The sequence below is a fragment of the Salmonella sp. NW177 genome, from assembly GCF_051811585.1.
Lineage (GTDB): Bacteria > Pseudomonadota > Gammaproteobacteria > Enterobacterales > Enterobacteriaceae > Salmonella > Salmonella enterica.
Genome location: NZ_JAMMZV010000001.1, coordinates 550,314 through 567,903 on the forward strand (window position 1 = coordinate 550,314; position 17,590 = coordinate 567,903).

A 17,590-nucleotide genomic window follows, 5' to 3' on the forward strand; every position below is an offset into this window, starting at 1 on the left:
CCCGTACAGAGAGATATAAGGCACTGTGCTTAGCGGGGATAAGATACGCGACGGAAGTGATGGTGGTGGGGGAAGGATTACTCAGCGCTGCGCGCTTCGCCCTTCGGGTCGTTGCCTGCGGCAACGCTTTCTCGCTGCGCTCGAATCGAACCTTAGTCGAAGCTTCTCATCCTTCCCGTACAGAGAGATATAAGGCACTGTGCTTAGCGGGGATAAGATACGCGACGGAAGTGATGGTGGTGGGGGAAGGATTCGAACCTTCGAAGTCGATGACGGCAGATTTACAGTCTGCTCCCTTTGGCCGCTCGGGAACCCCACCAGGGGTAATTCAAATTGTAGGTAAAGCTTGAAGATGGTGGTGGGGGAAGGATTATTCGTCGCTTCGCTCCTCACCCTACGGGCCGTTGCCGTTGGCAACGTTCTCTCGCTTTCGCTCGAGTCGAACCTTAATCGAAGGTTCTCACCCTTCCCCGACAAGTGCAAACTTCTGCATTGCTCATCGAGTTAACTACATCGCTGTAGTGAATAATGGTGGTGGGGGAAGGATTCGAACCTTCGAAGTCGATGACGGCAGATTTACAGTCTGCTCCCTTTGGCCGCTCGGGAACCCCACCACGGGGTAATGCTTAATACTGGCCCGCTTCCTTTTGGGAAGCGGGGCGCATCATATCAAATGACACGCCGCTGTAAAGCATTCCTTTGCCTGAAATGAACTGTTTGCGTACTTTTCATCCGTAACGGATTAAAGCTAATCAATTCATATTACTGACGATTAAAGAATAATCGTCCGATTGCCGTAAACAAAGACCCGCTGCGCCAGAACCTGATACAGCGCGCGGCTTAATACGTTTTTCTCAACGTCGCGCCCGGCACGCATCATATCTTCTGCGGTGTAGGTGTGATCGACGTGAATCACGTCCTGCATAATGATTGGGCCTTCATCCAGATTATCATTCACATAGTGCGCGGTAGCGCCGATGATTTTCACGCCGCGCTCATAGGCCTGATGATAAGGGCGCGCGCCGATAAATGCCGGCAGGAATGAGTGGTGGATATTGATAATTTTGTTCGGGAAGCGCGCCACAAAACCTGGCGTCAAAACACGCATATACTTGGCCAGCACCACATAGTCCGGTTGATGGGCATCAATGGCGTCCGCCATCTTCGTGTCATGCTCTTCACGCGTTAATCCCTCATGGCTGACCAGTTCGAAAGGGATCTCAAAACGTTCAACCAGCGAGCGTAACGTTTCATGGTTGCCAATGACCGCGGCGATTTCAACATCCAGCCCGCCATAGTTGGCTTTCATCAGCAGGTCGCCCAGACAATGCGCCTCTTTGGTAACCAGAATCACTACCCGACGGCGTCCGGCGGGATTGAGTTCACGAACAGAGCCTTCCGGTAAGGCGCTGTCCAGATCGGCCAGAAGAGTGGAATCATTGAAGATGCCTTCCAGCTCGGTCCGCATAAAAAAGCGACCGGTGCGATGGTCCACAAATTCATTGTTTTGCACAATATTAAGCTCGTGCTTATAGCAAATGTTGGTAATCCGCGCGATAAGGCCTTTTTGATCGGGACAAATAGTACGCAGAACTTTACGTTGTAGTGATTGCATTGCCGGAAAAATCCTGTTGAGAGTGTTTGCTGTATCGATACTGTCAGGCGTCACTGGCCGCAGCACTTTTTAAATTTTTTGCCTGAACCGCACGGGCAGGGATCATTTCGACCCAACTGCGGGCGGGTACCGTCAATATAATACCACTGACCGTTTTCTTTGATAAAACGAGAACGTTCGATAATCGCCCCGTTTTTCCCTTGTTCGGAAAAACGCGCGATAAAACTAACATACCCTGTATTTTCTGCTTCTGACCAGGTATGTTCAAAAATAGTCAGGCCGAGCCACCTGGTATTGGCAAATCCAGCGATGATATCATCACGAAACGCGGCCGCATTGCAGGTTGGATGCCAGCTCTTAATTAAGTAATCTGCGTCTTTCATCACAAAAGCGCAGTAACGAGAGCGCATGAGATGTGACGGATCGGGTGCTACTCGTTCTCCGGACACAATACGACCACAACATAGGCTATACTCGTCAGCGCTACCACAGGGACAAGGCTGAGACACAATAATCTCCCTGAATATAAAAAACGGCGTTGAACGCCAGGGTGGCATTATGTTAACTGAGCAGTGGCGATGTTGCTACGTCTTGAAGCCAGGGGAAGTCGTTAAGTACGATGAGAAAAATGAAAATAGGGCTGGCGCTGGGATCTGGCGCAGCGAGAGGATGGTCTCATATTGGGGTCATCAAAGCCCTCAAGCAAACAGGCATTGATATTGATATCGTTGCAGGATGCTCAATAGGTTCACTGGTCGGCGCCGCGTATGCCTGTAATAAATTATCGGCGCTTGAACAGTGGGTATGTTCATTCCGCTACTGGGATGTTTTACGCCTGATGGATGTATCCTGGGGCAGAGGAGGGTTGCTTCGCGGCGAACGCGTATTTAATCACTATCGGGATATTATGCCCGTCACGGATTTTGACCACTGTTCAAGACGTTTTGGCGCGGTCGCGACGAATCTTAGCACTGGACGAGAGCTATGGTTTACTGAAGGCGATCTACACCTTGCTGTACGCGCGTCGTGCAGTATGCCAGGGCTGATGTCTCCGGTTGAGCATAACGGTTACTGGCTGGTAGATGGCGCAGTCGTTAATCCGGTACCTGTTTCGTTAACCAGGGCGCTGGGGGCCGATATCGTTATTGCGGTAGACCTGCAACATGATGCCCACCTCATGCAGCAAGATTTACTCTCTGTAAATGTCGGGAATATCAATGAAGAGAGCGATGATGCGCTGCCCTGGCATAAGCGTTTAAAAGAACGTTTCAGTAGCCTGACTTCACGCCGTGGCGTGAGTTCGCCTGGGGCAATGGAAATCATGACAACCTCCATTCAGGTGTTGGAAAATCGTCTTAAACGTAACCGTATGGCTGGCGATCCGCCTGATATTCTCATTCAACCATTCTGTCCGCAAATCTCTACGCTGGATTTTCATCGCGCCCATGCCGCTATTGCGGCGGGTCAGTTAGCCGTAGAGAAAAAGATGGACGAACTTATACCCTTGGTGCGTACCGACGTTTAATGTACCTTTTACGATCACTTAAGCAAATTCTGACAGGCGCAAGCGGCAATACCATGCCACTATTGATTAAAGCCAGTCAGGGGAGAGAACATGACGCAGCCATTGGTCGGAAAACAGATTCTTATTGTTGAAGACGAGCCTGTATTTCGCTCGCTTCTGGATTCGTGGTTTTCCTCTTTGGGAGCGACAACGGCATTGGCAGGCGACGGGGTGGATGCCCTGGAGTTGATGGGGCGTTTTACCCCTGATCTCATGATATGTGATATCGCGATGCCGAGAATGAACGGTCTCAAACTGGTAGAAAACTTACGTAATCGCGGAGACCAGACGCCTATTCTGGTTATTTCCGCAACAGAAAATATGGCGGATATCGCCAAAGCGTTACGCCTTGGGGTTGAAGATGTCCTGCTGAAGCCGGTAAAAGATCTCAACCGCTTGCGGGAAACCGTATTCGCTTGCTTATACCCTAATATGTTTAACTCGCGGGTTGAAGAAGAAGAACGCCTGTTTCGTGACTGGGATGCAATGGTGAGTAATCCAACCGCCGCAGCACAATTGTTGCAGGAATTGCAGCCCCCGGTACAGCAGGTGATTTCCCATTGCCGCATTAATTATCGGCAGCTCGTCTCCGCCGATCAGCCTGGACTGGTGCTGGATATTGCGCCGCTATCTGATAACGAACTGGCATTTTATTGCCTGGATGTCACCCGGGCGGGCGATAACGGCGTGTTAGCCGCATTGTTGCTGCGGGCGCTATTTAACGGCTTATTGCAGGATCAGCTCGGCCAACAAAAGCACCGTTTACCGGAGTTAGGCGCGCTATTAAAACAGGTAAATCATCTGCTCAGACAAGCCAATTTACCTGGGCAATTCCCGCTATTTGTCGGCTACTATCACAGTGAGCTCAAAAATTTGATTCTCGTCTCCGCCGGATTGAACGCCACCTTAAATACGGGCGCTCATCAGGTTCAAATTAGCAGCGGCGTGCCGCTAGGAACATTGGGTAACGCCTACCTTAACCAATTAAGCCAGCGTTGCGACTCGTGGCAGTGTCAAATATGGGGCGCAGGAGGGCGTCTGCGATTGATGTTGTCTGCGGAATGACCAAACGGAAGAGTGAGCGGAAATTGCTTTACCGGCCTTTCCCGACGAGTGTTACTATCTGCGGCAGATTTATAAGTATTTGTCTTAATTATACCAATATAAGTCCTTTTTGGACCTGAGGCTTGTTCTGGTACTGATATACTGGAACACGATACAGATTAATGAACACGTTCAATACATGAACAGTCCAGGAGAATTTTAAATGGCTGCCCTTAATTCGAAAGTCAAAAAAGCCGTTATCCCGGTCGCGGGATTGGGAACCAGGATGCTGCCAGCGACCAAAGCTATCCCGAAAGAGATGCTGCCGCTGGTTGATAAGCCATTAATTCAGTACGTCGTGAACGAATGTATCGCTGCTGGCATTACTGAAATCGTGCTTGTTACGCACTCGTCTAAAAACTCTATTGAAAACCACTTTGATACCAGTTTTGAGTTGGAAGCGATGCTGGAAAAACGCGTTAAGCGTCAGCTTCTGGAGGAGGTTCAGTCTATTTGCCCTCCGCATGTCACTATTATGCAGGTACGTCAAGGGCTGGCAAAAGGCCTGGGCCATGCCGTATTGTGCGCGCATCCCGTTGTCGGAAACGAACCTGTCGCTGTTATTCTGCCAGACGTTATTCTTGACGAATATGAGTCCGACCTGTCTCAGGATAACCTGGCTGAAATGATCCGCCGTTTCGACGAAACCGGCAATAGCCAGATTATGGTTGAGCCAGTAGAAGATGTGACTGCATACGGCGTGGTCGATTGCAAAGGCGTTGAGCTGGCGCCGGGCGAAAGTGTGCCGATGGTTGGCGTGGTTGAAAAACCAAAAGCGGATGTCGCGCCGTCTAACCTTGCGATTGTCGGGCGTTATGTGTTGAGCGCGGATATCTGGGCGTTGCTGGCGAAAACCCCTCCGGGCGCCGGGGATGAAATTCAGTTGACCGATGCTATCGATATGCTGATCGAAAAAGAAACGGTTGAAGCCTACCACATGAAGGGTAAAAGCCATGACTGTGGTAATAAGTTAGGATATATGCAGGCATTCGTTGAATATGGCATCCGTCATAATTCGCTGGGTGCTGAATTTAAAGCCTGGCTTGAAGAAGAAATGGGTATTAAGAAGTAACGATACGTTATAAATTTTTTAACAGAAGCGCTGGTAAATCCGGCGCTTTTTTTATGCCTGGGGTCGTCAGCGGAGAACTCAGGCAAAAAAAATCCCGCCAGCGGCGGGATTTTAAGCATCCAGGAAGTAAATTATTCCTTGATCAGGAAATCTTCCAGTTGCTTACCTTGTTCTTCCATTGCTTTTTTGATTACAGCCGGTGTACGACCCTGGCCAGTCCAGGTTTTAGTTTCACCGTTTTCGTCAACATAGCTATATTTAGCCGGACGAGCTGCGCGTTTAGCTTTGGTACCGGATTTAGCGGCAGCCATGCTATTCAGCAGTTCATTCGGGTCAATGCCGTCGGCAATTAACATTTCACGATACTGTTGCAGTTTACGAGTGCGTTCTTCCACTTCAGCAGCAGCAGCGCTTTCTTCTTCACGACGCTCATTAACGACAACTTCTAATTTTTCCAGCATTTCTTCAAGCGTTTCCAGAGTACATTCTCTTGCCTGCGCACGAAGAGTACGGATGTTGTTCAGAATTTTAAGTGCTTCGCTCATTGTAGTAATCTCAAACTTATATTGGGGTGGTTTGTTGAGCTAATAATAGAGCGATAAATTCAGTTGTGCAATAGCCAGGAATGTAAGGAATTCAAAATTACGCTTTATTAAGCACACGTTTTAATTATCTCAACTTAAATTTTCCTTGAGGCGCCGCACAAAAAAGAGCTTATTGGCAGGGGGGATACTCACCGTCTGTCGCTAAAAATTTAGGAGTCAGGTCACATTTTATCATGATGAAATACGATCTCATTGCAGAGATATCAATCTCTTGTATTAGCTTTCCTTACAAGAAAACCCTATTACTTTGCACCGGGTATGAGTAACGGTAACAATAAGTACAAGGTTTTCATATTGGCGGGTGATGATAAGCATTGTTGATGAATTTTAACGGCATAATTTGTGAAGGAATGTGTATATACCCTTCATACTTCAAGTTGCTTATGTGTTGGCTACGCTCGCTCACCCCAGCCACATAGTTATCTATGCTCCTGGGGACTCACTCCCTTGCCGCCTTTAAGCAACTCGAATTATTTTGGGTATAGTGAGCGATGTTTGTACAATTCTTAATACTCACCGGAGCGCGAGCCGCGCCGTCGCGTCGGTAAATTATGGTACAATCCCGCCAATCTTTATTTCACTCAGGTGAGGTCCTGCGACCAATGGCACAGCTATATTTCTACTATTCGGCAATGAATGCGGGTAAGTCGACTGCACTGCTGCAATCTTCATACAATTATCAGGAACGCGGGATGCGTACCGTCGTATATACGGCGGAAATCGACGATCGTTTTGGCGCAGGCAAAGTCAGCTCTCGTATCGGTTTGTCGTCGCCGGCAAAATTGTTTAACCAAAATACATCCTTGTTTGAAGAGATTCGTGCCGAGAGCGAGCGGCAGACAATACATTGCGTGTTAGTCGACGAAAGCCAGTTTTTGACTCGCCAGCAGGTTTATCAATTATCCGAGGTTGTCGACAAATTAGATATTCCAGTACTCTGCTATGGGCTACGAACAGACTTTCGTGGGGAGCTCTTTGTCGGCAGCCAATACTTGCTGGCATGGTCAGATAAGCTGGTGGAATTAAAAACTATCTGTTTCTGCGGTCGTAAAGCCAGTATGGTGCTGCGCCTTGATCAGGACGGCAGGCCTTATAACGAAGGCGAACAGGTGGTTATTGGCGGGAATGAACGCTACGTTTCAGTTTGCCGTAAGCATTATAAGGACGCGCTGGAGGAGGGCTCACTGACGGCGATTCAGGAGCGTCATCGGCACATATGATACCGAGGTAACGATCGGCTTATAAAACGCCCTGTAGCGCTTTGGAGGTCATTATTCAGGCCTCCTGACGAAGGGCGTGCCGTGAACACGTAGGCCAGATGATCAGCATAGCGCCTTCAGGCATCAGATAAACAGGTAAAACAAAAAAACGGCCTCAATTGAGGCCGTTATTGTCATGCTAAAGCAGATAACGAATTAAGCGGATTTTTTCGCTTTTTTCTCTGCTTTCGGTGCGGCAACGACGTCTTTCTTCGCTGCAACTTCACCTTCGGTGAAATCACGACCGTAGTAGGTATCCAGCAGAATCTGTTTCAGTTCGGAGATCAGCGGATAACGCGGGTTAGCGCCGGTGCACTGGTCATCGAAGGCATCTTCAGACAGTTTGTCAACGTGTGCCAGGAAGTCAGCTTCCTGCACGCCTGCTTCACGGATAGACTTAGGAATGCCCAGCTCAGCTTTAATGCTTTCCAGCCATGCCAGCAGTTTTTCAATCTTAGCGGCGGTACGGTCGCCCGGCGCGCTCAGGCCCAGGTGGTCAGCAATTTCAGCGTAACGACGGCGTGCCTGCGGACGATCGTACTGGCTGAAAGCGGTCTGCTTGGTCGGGTTGTCATTCGCGTTGTAGCGGATAACGTTACAAATCAGCAGGGCGTTCGCCAGACCGTGCGGAATGTGGAACTGAGAGCCCAGTTTGTGCGCCATGGAGTGACATACACCGAGGAAGGCGTTGGCAAACGCGATACCGGCGATAGTCGCTGCACTGTGAACACGTTCACGCGCAACCGGGTTTTTAGACCCTTCGTGGTAAGACGCCGGCAGGTTTTCTTTCAGCAGTTTCAGGGCCTGCAGAGCCTGACCGTCAGAGAACTCAGAAGCCAGTACGGAAACATAAGCTTCCAAGGCGTGAGTTACCGCATCCAGACCACCGAACGCACACAGGGACTTCGGCATATCCATCACCAGGTTGGCGTCGACAATCGCCATATCCGGGGTCAGGGCATAGTCAGCCAGCGGATATTTCTGACCGGTTGCATCGTCGGTTACAACCGCAAACGGTGTGACTTCAGAACCGGTACCGGAAGTGGTGGTGACGGCGATCATTTTCGCTTTCACGCCCATTTTCGGGAACTTGTAGATACGTTTACGGATGTCCATAAAGCGCAGCGCCAGTTCTTCGAAGTGAGTTTCCGGGTGTTCGTACATGACCCACATGATTTTCGCGGCGTCCATCGGGGAACCGCCGCCCAGCGCGATGATCACGTCTGGTTTGAAGGAGTTAGCCAGCTCAGCGCCTTTGCGAACAACGGAAAGCGTCGGGTCGGCTTCAACTTCGAAGAAGACTTCAGTTTCAACGCCAGCCGCTTTCAGCACAGAGGTGATCTGGTCTGCGTAGCCGTTGTTGAACAGGAAGCGGTCAGTCACGATGAGCGCACGTTTGTGGCCATCAGTAATCACTTCATCCAGCGCGATGGGCAGAGAGCCACGGCGGAAGTAGATAGATTTCGGAAGTTTGTGCCACAACATGTTTTCAGCTCGCTTAGCAACGGTTTTCTTGTTGATCAGGTGTTTCGGACCAACGTTTTCAGAGATGGAGTTACCACCCCAGGAACCACAACCCAACGTCAGGGAAGGTGCGAGTTTGAAGTTGTACAGGTCACCGATACCACCCTGAGAGGCCGGGGTGTTGATCAGGATACGCGCGGTTTTCATCATCTGACCGAAGTAAGCAACGCGTTCTGGCTGGTTATCCTGGTCAGTGTACAGGCAGGAGGTGTGACCGATACCACCCATAGCGACCAGTTTTTCTGCTTTTTCTACCGCTTCTTCGAAATCTTTCGCACGATACATCGCCAGAGTCGGAGACAGTTTTTCGTGTGCGAACGGTTCGCTTTCGTCAACGACCGTAACTTCACCGATCAGAATCTTGGTGGTTTCTGGTACGGAGAAGCCTGCCAGTTCAGCAATTTTGTAGGCTGGCTGACCGACGATAGCGGCGTTCAGAGCGCCATTTTTCAGGATAACGTTTTGAACCGCTTTCAGCTCCTGGCCCTGCAGCATGTAGCCGCCGTGGCTGGCGAAACGTTCGCGAACGGCATCATAGACGGAATCAACAACGACAACAGACTGTTCAGAAGCACAGATTACGCCGTTATCGAAGGTTTTAGACATCAGAACAGACGCCACAGCGCGTTTGATATCAGCGGTTTCATCAATGACAACCGGGGTGTTGCCTGCGCCTACGCCGATTGCCGGTTTACCGGAGCTGTATGCAGCTTTAACCATGCCTGGACCGCCAGTGGCGAGGATCAGGTTAATATCCGGGTGGTGCATCAGCGCGTTAGACAGTTCTACGGAAGGTTGATCGATCCAGCCAATCAGATCTTTCGGCGCGCCGGCAGCGATAGCCGCTTGCAGAACGATGTCTGCCGCTTTGTTGGTTGCTTCTTTAGCGCGCGGATGCGGAGAAAAGATGATGGCGTTACGGGTCTTCAGGCTAATCAGCGATTTGAAGATCGCGGTAGAGGTCGGGTTAGTAGTTGGAACGATACCGCAAATAATGCCGATAGGTTCAGCAATGGTGATGGTCCCGAAGGTGTCGTCTTCAGACAGCACACCGCAGGTTTTTTCATCTTTATAGGCGTTGTAAATATATTCAGAAGCGAAGTGGTTTTTAATCACTTTGTCTTCCACGATACCCATACCGGATTCGGCGACGGCCATTTTGGCCAGCGGAATGCGGGCATCAGCGGCAGCCAGAGCGGCGGCGCGGAAGATTTTGTCGACCTGTTCTTGAGTGAAACTGGCATATTCACGCTGGGCTTTTTTTACACGCTCTACGAGTGCGTTAAGTTCAGCGACATTAGTAACAGCCATAATGCTCTCCTGATAATGTTAAACTTTTTTAGTAAATCATCTGCGCGATACGTGAGTATAGACAGATCGACGATACTTTGTATAAATGCCTGAAATTCAGGTGGTTACTTAACGTCCGTTTCGCTCTGATTTACTAAAAGAGCTTCTGCGTTAGTATCATTTAACTCTAACGCGTTACGTCCAGGTGGCGTAAGCAAGATTACTCACTTCTGAGTAGCGATTGTGTGATCTAAATCAAGATTACGCAAAGCTGACACCTTTCAGCAGGCCATTTTAGCCTTTTATGTAAATTGTTAAGAAATCGTTGTCATGAAGAGTAAGTGGATTAGCATAACGAGTACATATAAATAACAGCGATGAATGGATGAAATTAGGTGTAGATAAGAGGTGAACTATGCGAATAAAAGGCGTATCTTCTGCGCGTTTTGATCATTAACGAACATTGACTTCATCCGGCTAACGCTTCGGAGCTAACCGTGATTCAACCGCTTTTTGATTTTCCTGTTTACTTTAAGTTCTTTATCGGGCTCTTTGCGCTGGTTAACCCGGTGGGGATTATCCCCGTTTTCATCAGCATGACCAGCTACCAGACGGCCACGGCGCGTAATAAAACTAACCTCACCGCGAATCTGTCGGTCGCGATTATCTTGTGGAGTTCCTTATTCCTCGGCGATGGCATCCTGCAGCTGTTTGGTATTTCTATTGATTCGTTCAGAATTGCGGGCGGTATCCTGGTTGTCACCATTGCAATGTCGATGATCAGCGGGAAGCTGGGGGAAGATAAACAAAACAAGCAAGAAAAGTCAGAGACGGCCATACGCGAGAGCATTGGCGTTGTGCCGTTAGCGCTGCCGTTAATGGCGGGGCCAGGGGCGATTAGCTCCACTATCGTCTGGGGGACGCGTTATCACAGCATCGCGCATTTGCTTGGTTTTTCAGTTGCCATTGCGCTTTTTGCGCTTTGCTGCTGGGGCGTGTTCCGTATGGCGCCGTGGCTGGTTCGTTTGCTGGGGCAAACCGGTATCAACGTTATTACCCGAATCATGGGGTTGTTGTTAATGGCGCTCGGCATCGAATTTATTGTCACAGGAATAAAAGGCATTTTCCCCGGCTTGCTCAACTAAACTCCCACCTGTTGATTTACAGGCGGCGCCCTAAGGGGGCCGCCTTGTGACATTCCCACGTAACACTTCTTACTTTGATAAGCATTCAGCGTTTTAATGATAAAAAATACTAATATAATCTAACGATATTTATTTTTATTAATCAAACTATTATCAACATTACTGAGTCCGTGAGAAGCGGCAGGTCTGTTATTTTATTCACACCATACTCTGGGGCTTGATGAAGGATTATTGAAATGTTATTAGTTGTTTCAGCTCCATCGTAGATGAATGTGCTAAATAATGAGCATTTGTTAAATTTGTGTGTGTTTTATGGCGAAGGCATAACCTACGATGTGACAGCGAGGTGATTTTATTTCAACTTATTGATTATAAAGAATAAATCAAATATTTTTAACATTCTTTAACTGTTTTTCTGAGCAGGAAATTTTCCATAAAAGAGAATTGGTTAACAAAATTGTAAAATGAATTGGCGGTTCAGAAACGCATTTGATACTTTTCGGCCAAACATTTTGCAGAAGATTTCACATTGTTGATAACTATTTTCATTTACATGGTCGTCAGAAATAACGTGCGACGTGGGCAGGTACGTCGTATACCGAATCGACGAAAGGCGATCGAACGAATCGTCAGAATAAATAAAGTCGGTGATAGCAAAAGCAGTGACAGACCTGGCAGTACACCACCAGTGCTGTACAGGAACCCTGACGGGATTAAACAGGCTGGTAAAAACCAGTAATTATAATGAGTGGAGTACAAACACAATGTCTAACATCACGAAAAAAAGTTTGATTGCAGCGGGAATACTCACTGCGCTCATCGCCGCCAGCGCCGCGACTGCGGCAGACGTGCCCGCCGGCGTTCAGTTAGCCGACAAGCAAACGTTGGTACGTAATAACGGATCAGAAGTGCAGTCTCTCGACCCGCATAAAATTGAAGGCGTGCCGGAATCGAACGTCAGCCGTGACCTCTTCGAAGGCTTATTAATTAGTGATGTCGAGGGGCATCCTTCACCGGGCGTCGCGGAAAAATGGGAAAATAAAGATTTTAAAGTCTGGACATTCCATCTACGTGAAAATGCGAAATGGTCAGATGGTACGCCCGTCACCGCCCATGATTTCGTTTATAGCTGGCAACGCCTGGCCGATCCTAATACGGCATCGCCGTACGCCAGCTATCTGCAATACGGTCATATTGCTAATATCGATGACATTATCGCCGGTAAAAAACCCGCCACCGATCTGGGGGTAAAAGCGCTTGATGATCACACCTTTGAAGTGACCTTAAGTGAGCCGGTGCCTTATTTCTACAAATTGTTGGTCCACCCTTCAGTGTCTCCTGTACCGAAATCGGCGGTCGAAAAATTTGGCGATAAATGGACGCAACCAGCCAATATTGTCACTAACGGCGCTTATAAGTTAAAAAATTGGGTGGTGAACGAACGTATCGTGCTGGAGCGTAACCCGCAATACTGGGATAACGACAAAACCGTCATCAATCAGGTAACTTATTTGCCTATCTCTTCGGAGGTGACGGATGTTAACCGCTACCGCAGCGGCGAGATCGATATGACTTATAACAATATGCCGATCGAATTATTCCAGAAACTGAAGAAAGAGATCCCGAATGAAGTCCGCGTAGACCCTTATTTGTGTACCTATTATTACGAAATTAATAATCAAAAAGCGCCGTTTAACGATGTCCGCGTGCGTACCGCGCTGAAACTGGCGTTAGATCGCGACATTATTGTTAATAAGGTTAAAAATCAGGGCGATTTACCCGCTTATAGCTACACGCCGCCGTATACCGATGGCGCAAAACTGGTAGAGCCTGAGTGGTTCAAATGGTCCCAGCAAAAGCGTAATGAAGAAGCGAAGAAATTGTTGGCTGAAGCCGGCTTTACGGCGGATAAGCCCTTAACATTCGACCTGCTGTATAACACCTCCGATCTGCATAAAAAACTGGCTATTGCCGTGGCGTCTATCTGGAAGAAAAATCTGGGCGTCAATGTGAATCTGGAGAATCAGGAATGGAAAACCTTCCTGGATACCCGTCATCAGGGCACCTTTGATGTCGCCAGAGCCGGGTGGTGCGCAGATTATAATGAACCGACCTCGTTCCTGAATACCATGTTGTCCGACAGTTCAAATAACACCGCGCATTATAAGAGCCCGGCGTTTGATAAGCTGATTGCCGACACGCTGAAAGTGGCGGACGATACGCAGCGCAGCGAACTCTACGCTAAAGCGGAGCAGCAGTTAGATAAAGACTCGGCTATTGTGCCGGTGTATTACTACGTTAACGCGCGCCTGGTGAAACCTTGGGTGGGCGGGTATACCGGTAAAGACCCGCTGGATAATATTTATGTGAAAAACTTATATATTATCAAACATTAATGGCAAGACATGGGACAACTGCGGTTGTCCCATGGTGTCTTTTTTCATCGCACTATAACTTTCCCTGGCGGATCTTTTGTCACGTCCGGGAAGTAAAGGCACAGGCCAGAAGGTACGGGCAATGTTGAAATTTATTTTACGCCGCTGTCTGGAAGCGATTCCGACGCTGTTTATTCTTATTACCATCTCTTTCTTTATGATGCGCCTCGCGCCGGGGAGTCCTTTTACCGGCGAGCGCGCATTGCCGCCGGAAGTGCTGGCCAATATTGAAGCAAAATATCATCTGAACGATCCCATCATGACGCAGTACTTCAGCTACCTGAAGCAGCTGGCGCATGGCGATTTTGGACCATCGTTTAAATATAAAGATTACACGGTCAACGATCTGGTTGCCGCCAGCTTCCCCGTTTCGGCGAAACTTGGCGCCGCCGCTTTTTTGCTGGCGGTCATTATTGGAGTCAGCGCTGGCGTGATTGCCGCGCTAAAGCAAAATACGCGATGGGATTATACGGTGATGGGATTTGCCATGACCGGCGTCGTTATCCCCAGTTTTGTGGTAGCGCCGCTACTGGTGATGGTCTTTGCAATAACCTTGCAATGGCTGCCTGGCGGCGGCTGGAACGGCGGGGCGTTAAAATTTATGATCCTGCCGATGGTCGCGCTTTCACTGGCCTATATTGCCAGCATCGCTCGTATTACGCGCGGCTCAATGATTGAAGTTCTGCATTCGAACTTTATTCGTACCGCGCGGGCAAAAGGATTACCGATGCGCAGAATCATCTTCCGCCATGCGTTAAAACCTGCGCTGCTGCCGGTTTTATCCTATATGGGGCCAGCCTTTGTCGGCATTATTACCGGCTCAATGGTGATTGAAACGATTTATGGCTTACCGGGCATTGGGCAGCTTTTCGTTAATGGCGCGCTCAACCGCGATTACTCGCTGGTGTTAAGTTTGACCATTTTAGTTGGGGCGCTGACCATATTGTTTAACGCCATTGTCGATGTGCTCTATGCCGTTATCGACCCGAAAATTCGCTATTGATACTGGAGCTCGCGATGATGTTAAGTAAGAAAAACAGCGAGACGCTGGAAAATTTCAGTGAAAAGCTGGAGGTGGAAGGTCGCAGCCTTTGGCAAGATGCCCGCCGACGCTTTATGCATAACCGTGCGGCGGTGGCCAGTCTTATTGTCCTGTTTCTGATAGCCCTGTTCGTGACAGTGGCGCCTATGCTGTCGCAATTTACCTATTTCGATACCGACTGGGGCATGATGTCCAGCGCGCCGGATATGGCGTCCGGTCACTATTTCGGCACTGACTCTTCCGGGCGCGATCTGTTGGTGCGCGTTGCCATCGGCGGGCGTATCTCATTAATGGTCGGGATTGCCGCCGCGCTGGTGGCGGTCATTGTCGGAACGCTGTATGGCTCGCTGTCCGGCTATCTGGGCGGCAAAATTGATTCTGTGATGATGCGGTTGTTGGAGATCCTCAACTCGTTCCCGTTTATGTTCTTTGTGATTTTGCTGGTGACGTTTTTTGGGCAGAACATTCTGTTGATTTTCGTCGCCATCGGCATGGTCTCCTGGCTTGATATGGCGCGTATCGTGCGTGGCCAAACCCTAAGTCTTAAACGTAAAGAGTTCATCGAAGCCGCGCAGGTGGGAGGTGTGTCGACCGCCAGCATTGTGATCCGCCATATTGTGCCTAACGTCCTGGGCGTAGTGGTAGTGTATGCATCGTTGCTGGTGCCCAGCATGATTCTGTTTGAGTCTTTCCTCAGTTTCCTGGGGCTTGGGACGCAGGAACCGTTAAGCAGTTGGGGAGCGTTGTTGAGCGATGGCGCAAATTCAATGGAAGTCTCACCGTGGCTGCTGCTGTTTCCGGCTGGCTTTCTCGTGGTGACGTTATTCTGTTTTAACTTTATTGGCGATGGCCTGCGTGATGCCCTCGACCCGAAAGATCGTTAAGGAGTACAGCCATGAGCTTATCAGAAACCGCAACTCAGGCACCGCAACAGGCGAATGTACTGCTGGAGGTAAACGATCTTCGTGTTACGTTCGCTACGCCTGATGGCGATGTGACGGCGGTCAACGATCTGAACTTTACGCTTCGCGCTGGAGAAACGTTAGGTATTGTTGGCGAGTCTGGATCGGGGAAATCGCAAACGGCGTTCGCATTAATGGGACTGCTGGCGACGAATGGTCGAATCGGCGGTTCCGCGACCTTTAACGGACGTGAAATTCTTAATCTACCTGAGCGCGAACTGAATACGCTGCGCGCAGAACAGATTTCGATGATTTTTCAGGACCCGATGACCTCGCTAAATCCTTATATGCGCGTTGGGGAGCAGTTAATGGAAGTCCTGATGCTGCATAAAGGGATGAGCAAAGCGGAAGCTTTTGAAGAGTCCGTCAGAATGCTGGATGCCGTAAAAATGCCGGAAGCGCGCAAACGGATGAAAATGTACCCGCACGAATTTTCCGGCGGAATGCGTCAACGTGTGATGATTGCGATGGCGCTGTTGTGCAGGCCGAAACTGCTTATTGCCGATGAGCCTACCACCGCGCTTGATGTTACCGTGCAGGCGCAGATTATGACCTTGCTTAATGAGCTAAAGCGCGAATTTAATACCGCCATTATCATGATTACCCACGATCTGGGCGTGGTCGCGGGTATTTGCGATAAGGTCCTGGTAATGTATGCCGGGCGTACCATGGAATACGGTAAGGCGCGCGATGTCTTTTATCAGCCCGTTCATCCGTATTCGATAGGCCTGCTTAATGCGGTGCCGCGTCTGGATAGCGAGGGGGCGGAAATGCTGACGATTCCGGGCAATCCTCCCAATTTATTGCGTTTGCCTAAAGGGTGTCCATTCCAGCCGCGTTGTCCTCATGCGATGGAGATCTGCAATAATGCGCCGCCACTTGAAGCGTTCAGTCCTGGTCGCTTGCGCGCCTGTTTTAAACCGGTGGAGGAACTGCTATGAATGCTGTGATTGAACAACGTAAAGTTCTCCTCGAAATCGCCGATCTGAAAGTACATTTTGATATCAAAGAAGGGAAGCAGTGGTTCTGGCAACCGCCGAAAACCCTGAAAGCGGTGGACGGCGTTACGCTACGCCTGTATGAAGGCGAAACGCTGGGCGTGGTGGGCGAATCCGGCTGCGGCAAGTCGACGTTTGCGCGCGCCATTATTGGTCTGGTGAAGGCGACAGACGGTAAAGTTGCCTGGCTGGGAAAAGATCTGCTGGGCATGAAAGCGGATGAGTGGCGCGAAGTGCGCAGCGATATCCAGATGATTTTCCAGGACCCGCTGGCGTCACTCAACCCGCGAATGACGATTGGCGAAATTATCGCTGAACCGCTGCGCACTTATCATCCTAAACTTTCGCGCCAGGACGTGCGTGACCGCGTGAAAGCCATGATGCTGAAAGTGGGGCTGCTGCCGAATCTCATCAACCGTTATCCCCATGAATTTTCCGGGGGGCAGTGCCAGCGCATCGGTATCGCCCGGGCGTTGATCCTGGAACCTAAGCTTATTATTTGCGATGAGCCGGTGTCGGCGCTGGACGTTTCTATTCAGGCGCAGGTGGTGAATTTGCTCCAGCAGTTACAGCGAGAGATGGGGCTGTCGTTGATTTTTATTGCGCACGATCTGGCGGTCGTAAAGCACATATCCGATCGTGTCCTGGTGATGTATCTCGGTCATGCGGTAGAATTGGGCACCTATGATGAGGTGTACCATAATCCACTGCATCCTTATACCAAAGCGCTGATGTCGGCGGTACCGATTCCCGATCCCGATCTGGAGCGAAATAAGAAGATACAATTGCTGGAGGGCGAATTACCTTCGCCCATTAACCCGCCTTCCGGCTGCGTGTTCCGTACACGCTGTCCGCTAGCCGGGCCAGAATGCGCGCAAACGCGACCGGTGCTGGAAGGGAGTTTTCGCCATGCCGTTTCCTGCCTTAAAGTAGACCCGTTATAATCGCAAGGGCTGACAATTCGTCAGCCCTTCT

14 protein-coding genes, 2 tRNA genes and 2 other RNA genes are annotated in these 17,590 nt (G+C 49.6%); 10 read left to right on the forward strand and 8 right to left on the reverse strand.

The window, feature by feature from the left end; genetic code table 11:
* Positions 1–60: 60 nt before the first annotated feature.
* The 6 genes from NA986_RS02915 to NA986_RS02940 form a co-directional block, all read right to left on the reverse strand.
* A non-coding RNA gene (locus NA986_RS02915) (RtT sRNA) lies at positions 61–191 on the reverse strand.
* 43 nt (positions 192–234) lie between these two features.
* A tRNA-Tyr gene (locus NA986_RS02920) sits at positions 235–319 on the reverse strand.
* 34 nt (positions 320–353) lie between these two features.
* Positions 354–485, reverse strand: a non-coding RNA gene (locus tag NA986_RS02925) — RtT sRNA.
* Between the two features lie 44 nt (positions 486–529).
* Positions 530–614, reverse strand: a tRNA-Tyr gene (locus NA986_RS02930).
* A gap of 158 nt (positions 615–772) precedes the next feature.
* Positions 773–1,615 (reverse strand): formyltetrahydrofolate deformylase, encoded by an 843-nt coding sequence (purU, locus tag NA986_RS02935; protein ID WP_001191156.1) that lies wholly within the window; start codon positions 1,613–1,615, stop codon positions 773–775.
* Between the two features lie 50 nt (positions 1,616–1,665).
* Complete coding sequence (locus NA986_RS02940; protein ID WP_001682412.1) at positions 1,666–2,124, reverse strand: YchJ family protein; 459 nt, start codon at positions 2,122–2,124, stop codon at positions 1,666–1,668.
* Positions 2,125–2,234: 110 nt separating this feature from the next.
* On the opposite strand from NA986_RS02940, the gene rssA reads away from it, so the two are divergent.
* The 3 genes from rssA (at position 2,235) to galU (ending at position 5,355) form a co-directional block, all read left to right on the forward strand.
* Positions 2,235–3,140 carry a patatin-like phospholipase RssA gene (rssA, locus tag NA986_RS02945; protein ID WP_001230575.1) on the forward strand — a complete coding sequence of 302 codons (906 nt, stop codon included), beginning with the start codon at positions 2,235–2,237 and terminating at the stop codon, positions 3,138–3,140.
* A 90-nt stretch (positions 3,141–3,230) separates the two neighbouring features.
* Positions 3,231–4,244 (forward strand): two-component system response regulator RssB, encoded by a 1,014-nt coding sequence (gene rssB / locus NA986_RS02950; RefSeq protein ID WP_000193432.1) that lies wholly within the window; start codon positions 3,231–3,233, stop codon positions 4,242–4,244.
* Positions 4,245–4,446: 202 nt separating this feature from the next.
* Positions 4,447–5,355, forward strand: a complete 909-nt coding sequence (galU, locus tag NA986_RS02955) for a UTP--glucose-1-phosphate uridylyltransferase GalU (RefSeq protein ID WP_000729450.1) — start codon at positions 4,447–4,449, stop codon at positions 5,353–5,355.
* A 131-nt stretch (positions 5,356–5,486) separates the two neighbouring features.
* Here the strand turns inward: galU and hns are convergent, their stop codons facing one another.
* Positions 5,487–5,900, reverse strand: coding sequence for a histone-like nucleoid-structuring protein H-NS (gene hns, locus NA986_RS02960; protein ID WP_001287383.1), 414 nt, complete (start codon positions 5,898–5,900; stop codon positions 5,487–5,489).
* A 662-nt stretch (positions 5,901–6,562) separates the two neighbouring features.
* Between hns and tdk the strand changes: the two genes are divergently transcribed.
* A complete protein-coding gene (gene tdk, locus NA986_RS02965; protein ID WP_000068100.1) occupies positions 6,563–7,180 on the forward strand; it encodes a thymidine kinase in 618 nt (205 codons plus the stop codon).
* 195 nt (positions 7,181–7,375) lie between these two features.
* Here tdk and adhE read toward each other — a convergent pair whose 3' ends face one another.
* Positions 7,376–10,054, reverse strand: a complete 2,679-nt coding sequence (adhE, locus tag NA986_RS02970; RefSeq protein ID WP_000301678.1) for a bifunctional acetaldehyde-CoA/alcohol dehydrogenase — start codon at positions 10,052–10,054, stop codon at positions 7,376–7,378.
* Between the two features lie 476 nt (positions 10,055–10,530).
* Between adhE and NA986_RS02975 the strand changes: the two genes are divergently transcribed.
* The 6 genes from NA986_RS02975 to oppF all read left to right on the forward strand — a co-directional run bounded on the left by NA986_RS02975 (position 10,531) and on the right by oppF (position 17,559).
* The gene (locus NA986_RS02975) at positions 10,531–11,178 is read left to right on the forward strand and encodes a YchE family NAAT transporter (protein ID WP_000615840.1); all 648 of its coding nucleotides are present in this window, start codon (positions 10,531–10,533) and stop codon (positions 11,176–11,178) included.
* Between the two features lie 764 nt (positions 11,179–11,942).
* Positions 11,943–13,574: an oligopeptide ABC transporter substrate-binding protein OppA gene (oppA, locus tag NA986_RS02980; RefSeq protein ID WP_001527794.1), complete on the forward strand. Its 1,632-nt coding sequence runs from the start codon at positions 11,943–11,945 to the stop codon at positions 13,572–13,574.
* A 121-nt stretch (positions 13,575–13,695) separates the two neighbouring features.
* The gene (gene oppB, locus NA986_RS02985; protein WP_000911097.1) at positions 13,696–14,616 is read left to right on the forward strand and encodes an oligopeptide ABC transporter permease OppB; all 921 of its coding nucleotides are present in this window, start codon (positions 13,696–13,698) and stop codon (positions 14,614–14,616) included.
* A 14-nt stretch (positions 14,617–14,630) separates the two neighbouring features.
* Positions 14,631–15,539, forward strand: a complete 909-nt coding sequence (gene oppC / locus NA986_RS02990; protein WP_000979653.1) for an oligopeptide ABC transporter permease OppC — start codon at positions 14,631–14,633, stop codon at positions 15,537–15,539.
* A gap of 11 nt (positions 15,540–15,550) precedes the next feature.
* Entirely contained in the window at positions 15,551–16,558 is a 1,008-nt protein-coding gene (locus NA986_RS02995; protein ID WP_023217053.1) for an ABC transporter ATP-binding protein, read from the forward strand.
* Entirely contained in the window at positions 16,555–17,559 is a 1,005-nt protein-coding gene (gene oppF, locus NA986_RS03000; RefSeq protein ID WP_000994698.1) for a murein tripeptide/oligopeptide ABC transporter ATP-binding protein OppF, read from the forward strand. Before NA986_RS02995 ends, oppF begins: the two co-directional genes overlap by 4 nt.
* Positions 17,560–17,590: the final 31 nt, after the last annotated feature.